5 protein-coding genes, 1 tRNA gene and 1 rRNA gene are annotated in these 7,224 nt (G+C 54.8%); 1 reads left to right on the top strand and 6 read right to left on the bottom strand.

All coding sequences use genetic code 11. The features are described from left to right. The first annotated feature begins 11 nt into the window (after positions 1-11). Positions 12-653 (top strand): bifunctional 4-hydroxy-2-oxoglutarate aldolase/2-dehydro-3-deoxy-phosphogluconate aldolase, encoded by a 642-nt coding sequence (locus ACNT1W_RS24460; RefSeq protein ID WP_012147194.1) that lies wholly within the window; start codon positions 12-14, stop codon positions 651-653. A 30-nt stretch (positions 654-683) separates the two neighbouring features. Here the strand turns inward: ACNT1W_RS24460 and aceK are convergent, their stop codons facing one another. The 6 genes from aceK to ACNT1W_RS24490 all read right to left on the bottom strand — a co-directional run bounded on the left by aceK (position 684) and on the right by ACNT1W_RS24490 (position 7,215). Next, positions 684-2,438, bottom strand: coding sequence for a bifunctional isocitrate dehydrogenase kinase/phosphatase (gene aceK, locus ACNT1W_RS24465; RefSeq protein WP_012147195.1), 1,755 nt, complete (start codon positions 2,436-2,438; stop codon positions 684-686). A gap of 70 nt (positions 2,439-2,508) precedes the next feature. Beyond that, positions 2,509-3,816, bottom strand: a complete 1,308-nt coding sequence (aceA, locus tag ACNT1W_RS24470; protein WP_112362601.1) for an isocitrate lyase — start codon at positions 3,814-3,816, stop codon at positions 2,509-2,511. Between the two features lie 47 nt (positions 3,817-3,863). Then, positions 3,864-5,462 carry a malate synthase A gene (gene aceB, locus ACNT1W_RS24475; protein WP_419246265.1) on the bottom strand — a complete coding sequence of 533 codons (1,599 nt, stop codon included), beginning with the start codon at positions 5,460-5,462 and terminating at the stop codon, positions 3,864-3,866. A 386-nt stretch (positions 5,463-5,848) separates the two neighbouring features. After that, entirely contained in the window at positions 5,849-6,778 is a 930-nt protein-coding gene (gene metA / locus ACNT1W_RS24480; RefSeq protein ID WP_012147198.1) for a homoserine O-acetyltransferase MetA, read from the bottom strand. A 195-nt stretch (positions 6,779-6,973) separates the two neighbouring features. Then, positions 6,974-7,089: ribosomal RNA gene (gene rrf, locus ACNT1W_RS24485) — 5S ribosomal RNA — on the bottom strand. Positions 7,090-7,139: 50 nt separating this feature from the next. Next, positions 7,140-7,215 (bottom strand) — tRNA-Thr (locus ACNT1W_RS24490). Between the last annotated feature and the right edge of the window lie 9 nt (positions 7,216-7,224).

Raw genomic sequence — 7,224 nt, forward strand, 5'->3', positions numbered from 1 at the left:
GAAAACCGTTAATGAACAATTGGAAGACAAGCGCAGAGCAGATCCTGATGGCAGGACCGGTAGTCCCGGTGATCGTCATCAATAAACTGGAACATGCGGTGCCGTTGGCGAAAGCCCTGGTCGCCGGGGGTGTGCGGGTATTGGAAGTGACACTGCGCACCGCCTGCGCGATGGACGCGATCCGTGCGATTGCCAAAGAAGTGCCAGACGCGATTATCGGTGCCGGCACGGTTATTAATCCCCAGCAACTGCAGGAAGTCACCGACGCCGGCGCACAGTTCGCCATCAGCCCAGGCCTGACCGCCGATCTGCTTAAAGCGGCCACTGCCGGTTCGATCCCGTTGATTCCCGGTATCTGCACCGTGTCGGAACTGATGCTGGGCATGGATCACGGCCTGCGTGAGTTTAAATTCTTCCCGGCTGAAGCCAACGGCGGCGTGAAAGCGCTGCAGGCCATCAGCGGCCCCTTCCCGCAGGTGCGCTTTTGCCCAACCGGCGGCATCTCACCGAACAACTACCGTGACTATTTGGCGCTGAAAAGCGTGCTGTGCATCGGCGGCTCCTGGCTGGTGCCGGCAGATGCACTGGAAAGCGGTGACTACGCCCGCATTACCGAATTGGCGCGCGCCGCCGTTGCGGGTGCGAAAGCGTAATCTTGCCGGGCGCGGTAATGAACCGCGCCCTTATGCCGTAGCCGATGTCGCGGGCAGCGCCGCACCACTACGCTGGCTGAAGCGCCGTTTTTTGCGGTAAGCAAACACGTCTTCCACATGCCCATCGCGGATGCGCTGTTGCAACCCGCGCCAGTAATCGGCCTCGAACAGGTCGCGATGCATCTCTTCAAACACCTGCCGGATGCGCCGGTCACCACACAGAAAGTGCCTGAATTCCTCCGGGAAGACGTCATTGGGTGACACGCTGTACCAGGGTTCGCTGGCCAACTCATCTTCCGGATAGCGCGGTGGCGGAATATCGCGGAAGTTGACCTCGGTCATGTAGCAAATCTCATCGTAGTCGTAGAACACCACCCGCCCGTGCCGGGTCACGCCAAAGTTCTTGAACAGCATATCGCCGGGGAAAATATTGGCGGCGGCCAGCTGCTTGATGGCGTTACCGTATTCTTCTATCGCGTCGCGCATCTGCTGTTCATCGGCCTGTTCCAGATACAGATTCAGCGGTGTCATGCGTCGTTCCATATACAGATGCCTGATCGCGATGCGATCGCCCAGATCCTCCAGCTTATCCGGCACCTCGCGCTGCAGTTCCGCCAGCAGTTCCGGACTGAGTCGCGCCTTGTCGACGACAAAGTTTTCATACTCCTGGGTATCCGCCATGCGTCCTACGCGATCGTGTTCTTTCACCAGTTGGTAGCAGGCCATCACCTGCGCCTGCGTCACCTCTTTTTGTGGCGCAAACTCATCCTTGATCACCTTGAATACCCGATCGAAAGACGGCAGGGTAAACACCAGCATCACCATGCCCTTCACCCCCGGCGCGATGATGAACTGCTCCTGCGAGCCACTCATGAACGTCAGGTACTCACGGTAACATTCTGTTTTTCCGTGCTTCTGGCAACCAATCGCCATATACAGTTCAGCGGTGGTTTTGCCCGGCAGTATTTCACGCAGCCACTCGACCATTGCCGCCGGCAGAGGGGCGTAAACCATAAAGTAGGAGCGGGCGAAGCCGAATACGATGCTGGCCTCGGCCTTGCTGGTCAGGCAGGTATCAATAAACAAGGCGCCGGAATCACTGTGATGGATCGGCAGCAGGAAAGGATAGACCCGGTCTGCCACACGCAATTTCCCCACCAGCCAGGCCGCCTTGTTGCGGTAAAACAGCTCATTGGCGATCTGGAACGTTGCACCTGCCAATTGTTGCGCGCTGAAACTCTGCTGCAACGCCAGCGTGATGTAATCAATATCGCGCGATAAGTTTTCCCACGGCAGCCGCAGAGGCAAATCGGTCAGCAGGTTGTACAACATTGCCGAAACGTCACCGTTGGCGGTGAAATCACGTGATAATGGACGCGGGATGTCGCGAAAGCGCCCTTCCGGCTGAGAGCTGAAAACAAACAGTTTTTCCGGTGTCAGGTCGCGATGTCTGAACAGCCGACAGTAGACTGAATTGAAGAAGCTTTCGGCAATCTCAAAACGTGGGTACTCCGGCAGCAGATCGGTATACACCGCCTTCACCCGACTGGGGAAGTCTGCATCAAAATACTGTTGCCCGGTGATGCACTTCAGCTGCTCTACCACCAGGCCGACGTGATGATCGTACAGGTGGATTCGTTTTTTCATCGCCTGCTGCACTGCCGGCCAGTCCGCCCGCTCAAAACGCTGCTGCGCACCGGCGGTCACCTCCAGGAAGCGGCCGTACTGTGCATCAAAGCCCTGCAGGATCGTCTGCGCGATCAACAGCTCCAGTTTTGCCGCCATCCTTACCTCCCGCCAGAAAAGAGAGCCTGCATAAGCAGGCTCAGAGTTAACTATCGTCAGCGTGACTGCATCAGAACTGCTGTTCTTCCGTAGAACCGGTCAATGCCGTCACTGAGGAAGCACCGCCCTGAATAATGGTGGTCACCTTGTCGAAGTAACCGGTACCCACTTCCTGTTGGTGTGAGGCAAAGGTATAACCGCGTGCCACCGCGTCGAACTCTGGCTGCTGCACTTTTTCGACGTAGTGTTTCATGCCTTCGCCCTGTGCATAGGCATGCGCCAGGTCAAACATGTTGAACCACATGCTGTGGATGCCCGCCAGCGTAATGAACTGGTACTTGTAGCCCATCGCCGACAGCTCTTCCTGGAAGCGAGCAATAGTCTGGTCGTCCAGGTTCTTTTTCCAGTTGAATGACGGCGAGCAGTTGTACGCCAGCAGTTTGCCCGGGAATTTGGCATGGATCGCATCGGCAAAGCGCTTGGCCGCCTGCAGGTCCGGCGTGGAGGTTTCGCACCACACCAGGTCAGCGTAAGGGCAATATGCCAGGCCACGGCTGATCGCTTGCTCGACACCGGCATGGGTGCGGAAGAAACCTTCGGCAGTGCGCTCACCGGACACAAACTCGCGGTCGTACGGGTCGCAGTCAGAGGTCAGTAAATCGGCGGCATCGGCATCGGTACGTGCGATGACTAACGTCGGCACGCCGAGCACATCGGCCGCCAGGCGCGCAGCAACCAATTTCTGGATCGCTTCCTGGGTCGGCACCAGCACTTTGCCGCCCATATGACCGCACTTTTTCACCGCCGCCAGTTGGTCTTCGAAGTGCACCCCGGCAGCACCGGCCTCAATCATCGCCTTCATCAGTTCGAAAGCGTTCAGCACGCCACCAAAGCCGGCTTCGGCATCGGCGACGATCGGCAGGAAGTAGTCGGTGTAACCTTTGCTGCCCGGCTCAATTTTGTTGGCCCACTGGATCTGGTCGGCGCGGCGGAAGGTGTTGTTGATGCGCTCAACCACACCCGGCACAGAGTCAACCGGGTACAGCGACTGGTCCGGGTACATCGCAGACGCCGTGTTGGCATCCGCCGCCACCTGCCAACCGGACAGGTAAATCGCCTCGATACCGGCCTTGGCCTGCTGCAGTGCCTGGCCGCCAGTGAGCGCCCCCAGACTGTTGACGTAGCCTTTGCGTGATTTACCGTGCAGCAGTTCCCACAGCTTGGCGGCACCGTTCTGTGCCAGGGTGCAAACCGGGTTAACCGAACCGCGCAGGTTAATGACGTCTTCCGCGCTGTACGGGCGGGTGATGCCTTCCCAGCGAGCCGATTTCCATTCCTGTTCCAGTTGTTGAATCTGTTGAGCACGAGAGGTAGACATAATTTTTATCCTTTTCAATAATGTAGGGTTAATGGTCAGGAACGGATTCAGGCCAGTAGCTCATAGCCAGGTAAAGTCAGGAAATCGATTAATTCGTCTTGCGTAGTGATACGCTCCATCAGGCGTGCCGCTTCGTCGAAGCGGCCAGCGTTAAAGCGTGCCTCACCCAACTCTTCACGTACTACCAGCATTTCTTCTTTCAGCATCTGACGGAACAGCACCTTGGTGACCAGTTGGCCATCACTCAGGCTCTTTTCATGGTGGATCCACTGCCAGATAGAGGTACGGGAAATTTCCGCCGTCGCCGCGTCTTCCATCAGGCCATAAATCGGGACGCAGCCATTGCCGGAGATCCAGGCTTCGATGTACTGCACCGCCACGCGGATATTGGCGCGCATGCCGGCTTCGGTACGCTCCCCGTCACAAGGTTCAAGCAACTGCGCAGCACTGATTGGCGCGTCGTTTTCACGCAGCACTTCCAGTTGGTTACGGCGCTCACCGAGCACCCGGCTGAAGACCTCCATTACGGTATCCGCCAGCCCTGGATGGGCCACCCAGGTACCGTCGTGGCCGTTATTGGCCTCCAGCTCTTTATCCGCCCGCACCTTGTTCAGCACCCAGGCATTTTTCTCGGCGTCTTTGCTCGGGATAAACGCCGCCATGCCGCCCATGGCAAAGGCTCCGCGCTTGTGGCAGGTCTTGATCAGCAACCGGGAATAGGCGCTAAGGAATGACTTGTCCATGGTGACCGACTGACGATCCGGCAATACCCGGTCAGCATGATTTTTCAACGTCTTGATATAGCTGAAGATGTAATCCCAACGGCCGCAGTTCAAGCCGACGATATGATCGCGTAGGTGGTAGAGGATCTCGTCCATCTGGAATACTGCCGGCAGCGTTTCGATCAGCACCGTGGCTTTGATCGTGCCGCGTGGCAGGGAGAAACGATCCTCGGCAAAGCTGAAGACTTCGCTCCACCAAGCCGCTTCCTGCCAGGACTGGGTTTTTGGCAGGTAGAAATAAGGGCCACTGCCTTTAGCCAGCAGTTGACGATAGTTATGGAAGAAATACAGCGCAAAATCGAATAGGCCACCGGGGATCGCTTCCCCCTGCCACTGCACGTGTTTTTCCGGCAAATGCAGGCCGCGTACGCGAGCAATCAATACCGCCGGGTTCGGCTTTAACTGATAAATCTTGCCGGCTTCATTGGTGTAAGAGATGGTGCCGTTCACCGCGTCATGCAGGTTGATTTGGCCGTCGATGACTTTGTCCCAGCTAGGCGCCAGTGAGTCTTCGAAGTCCGCCATAAACACCTTCACATTGGCGTTCAGGGCGTTGATGACCATCTTGCGTTCAACCGGACCGGTGATTTCCACCCGGCGGTCGCGAAGATCCTCTGGTATGCCACGGATCGACCACTTTTCATTACGAATGGAATTAGTTTCCGAAATGAAGTCTGGAAGATCACCTTGATCGATCTTCTGCTGCCAGCAGGCACGCGCAGCCAACAGTTTGTTGCGCTGTGGAGTAAATTTACTCACCAGTTCCGCCAGGAATTCGACCGCGTCATCCGTCAACACCTGTCGTTCAGCAGCGCTAAAACCCTGCGTAAACGTTAATTCCGTGCCTACTATCTGTTGCGTCATTGTCTTGCTCCTTCCTATCGTTGCGCACCACCGTTGCCATTCAGCCGGCGCATCTTCATCAGAAATCAGTGTGGATCAGGGCGTATAAAACGATCCTTAACTGGTCAGATCTCTTCTCTCTGGCTCTAAGAATACTCAACTAAAAATAAAAATCAAAAACCATTTCCATTTTATTATAAAATATTTTATTAGCCTTTTATTATCAATTGGTTAATAAATATAACAACAGACACCGTTAAGGAAACCGGTTCCAAGGCAGAGGCGAAATTAATTTAACCAGTTGTAAAACAATGGTTTTTGCTAGAAAAGAGAGTGAAATGAGGAAGACGGATGGGGAAGAGATTGCGTCGGCGGCCTCGATTCAGCCGCCGATTAGGGAAAAAGGATTACTCGAGGGTAGGGTTCATATGACGCAGATCGTACGGCGTGATCTGGTAAACGTAGTAGTTGAGCCAGTTGGCAAACAACAGATGACCATGGCTGCGCCAGGACGCTTTGGGGGTGAGTTCGGGGTTATCATCGGGGAAGTAATTCAGCGGTACCACAGGATTAAGACCGGCATCGTTATCGCGACAATACTCGCCAGCTAACGTTAGCGCATCATACTCCGGGTGACCGGTCACAAACGCCAGCCGCTTGTCCTTACTGGCGAACAAATAGGCCCCGGTTTGTTCTGATTCGGCCAGGATATCCAGATCCGTATACTGACGGATAATCTCCGTAGGAAAGTCTGCATAGCGTGAGTGAGGTGCGAGGAAGGTCTCATCAAAACCGCGAGTCAGCAAGGCATGCTGCTGCAGCGTCTGGTGCTGATAAACCCCAGACAGTTTCACTTCGCGCGTCATCTTCGGAATACCATACAGAATGTTCAATGCCGCCTGCACCGCCCAACAGACAAACAGCGTGGAGGTGACGTGATTCTTGGCCCAGTCAATCACCCGTTCGATCTGTGGCCAGTAGGCAACATCACAGAAATCGACCAGTCCCAGCGGTGCCCCGGTGACAATCAATCCGTCGAAATTCTCATCCTGAATATCTTCAAAATCACAGTAAAAGTTATTCAAATGCTCCGCCGGCGTGTTCTTTGACTCACGGCTGTCGATACGCAGCAGCTGAATGTCGATTTGCAGCGGAGAGTTGGAAAGTAGACGTAAAAACTGGTTTTCCGTCTCGATCTTTTTTGGCATCAGGTTGAGGATCAGTACTTTCAATGGCCTGATTTCCTGTGTTTTTGCCCGAGAGGATGCCATGACAAAGACATTCTCATTGCGCAAAAAACTGACTGCAGGTAACTCATCAGGAACACGAATCGGCATTGCTTAACCCTCACACATCCGTTTAAACGTTTAGACTTCTAGATGCCCGAAGATAGCGTTTTTTTAGCAGGATGTCGAGCGTTCAACCGGAAGGTGAAAATGTTTCATTGCCTTGGCAGAGGCAGGATCCGTACGTTTTAGGAAGGCACAAAGCAAAAAGGCCATCCTTTCGGATGGCCTCTTGGCTTAATTGATGCTTGGCAGTGTCCTACTCTCGCATGGGGAGACCCCACACTACCATCGGCGCTACGGCGTTTCACTTCTGAGTTCGGCATGGGGTCAGGTGGGACCACCGCGCTATTGCCGCCAAGCAAATTCTTTTAATTCTTTTCGCCGAACTTCTAAACCCACTTTAATAAAGTGGTGCTGATACCCAGAGTCGAACTGGGGACCTCACCCTTACCAAGGGTGCGCTCTACCAACTGAGCCATATCAGCACACTAATT

The organism is Serratia sp. NFX21 (assembly GCF_048517035.1).
Classification (GTDB): domain Bacteria; phylum Pseudomonadota; class Gammaproteobacteria; order Enterobacterales; family Enterobacteriaceae; genus Serratia; species Serratia quinivorans.

Coding starts and splice junctions, on each gene's coding strand:
- ACNT1W_RS24460 (WP_012147194.1), top strand. CDS start 12: ATGAACAATTGGAAGACAAGCGCAGAGCAGATCCTGATGGCAGGACCG.
- aceK (WP_012147195.1), bottom strand. CDS start 2,438: ATGGCGGCAAAACTGGAGCTGTTGATCGCGCAGACGATCCTGCAGGGC.
- aceA (WP_112362601.1), bottom strand. CDS start 3,816: ATGTCTACCTCTCGTGCTCAACAGATTCAACAACTGGAACAGGAATGG.
- aceB (WP_419246265.1), bottom strand. CDS start 5,462: ATGACGCAACAGATAGTAGGCACGGAATTAACGTTTACGCAGGGTTTT.
- metA (WP_012147198.1), bottom strand. CDS start 6,778: ATGCCGATTCGTGTTCCTGATGAGTTACCTGCAGTCAGTTTTTTGCGC.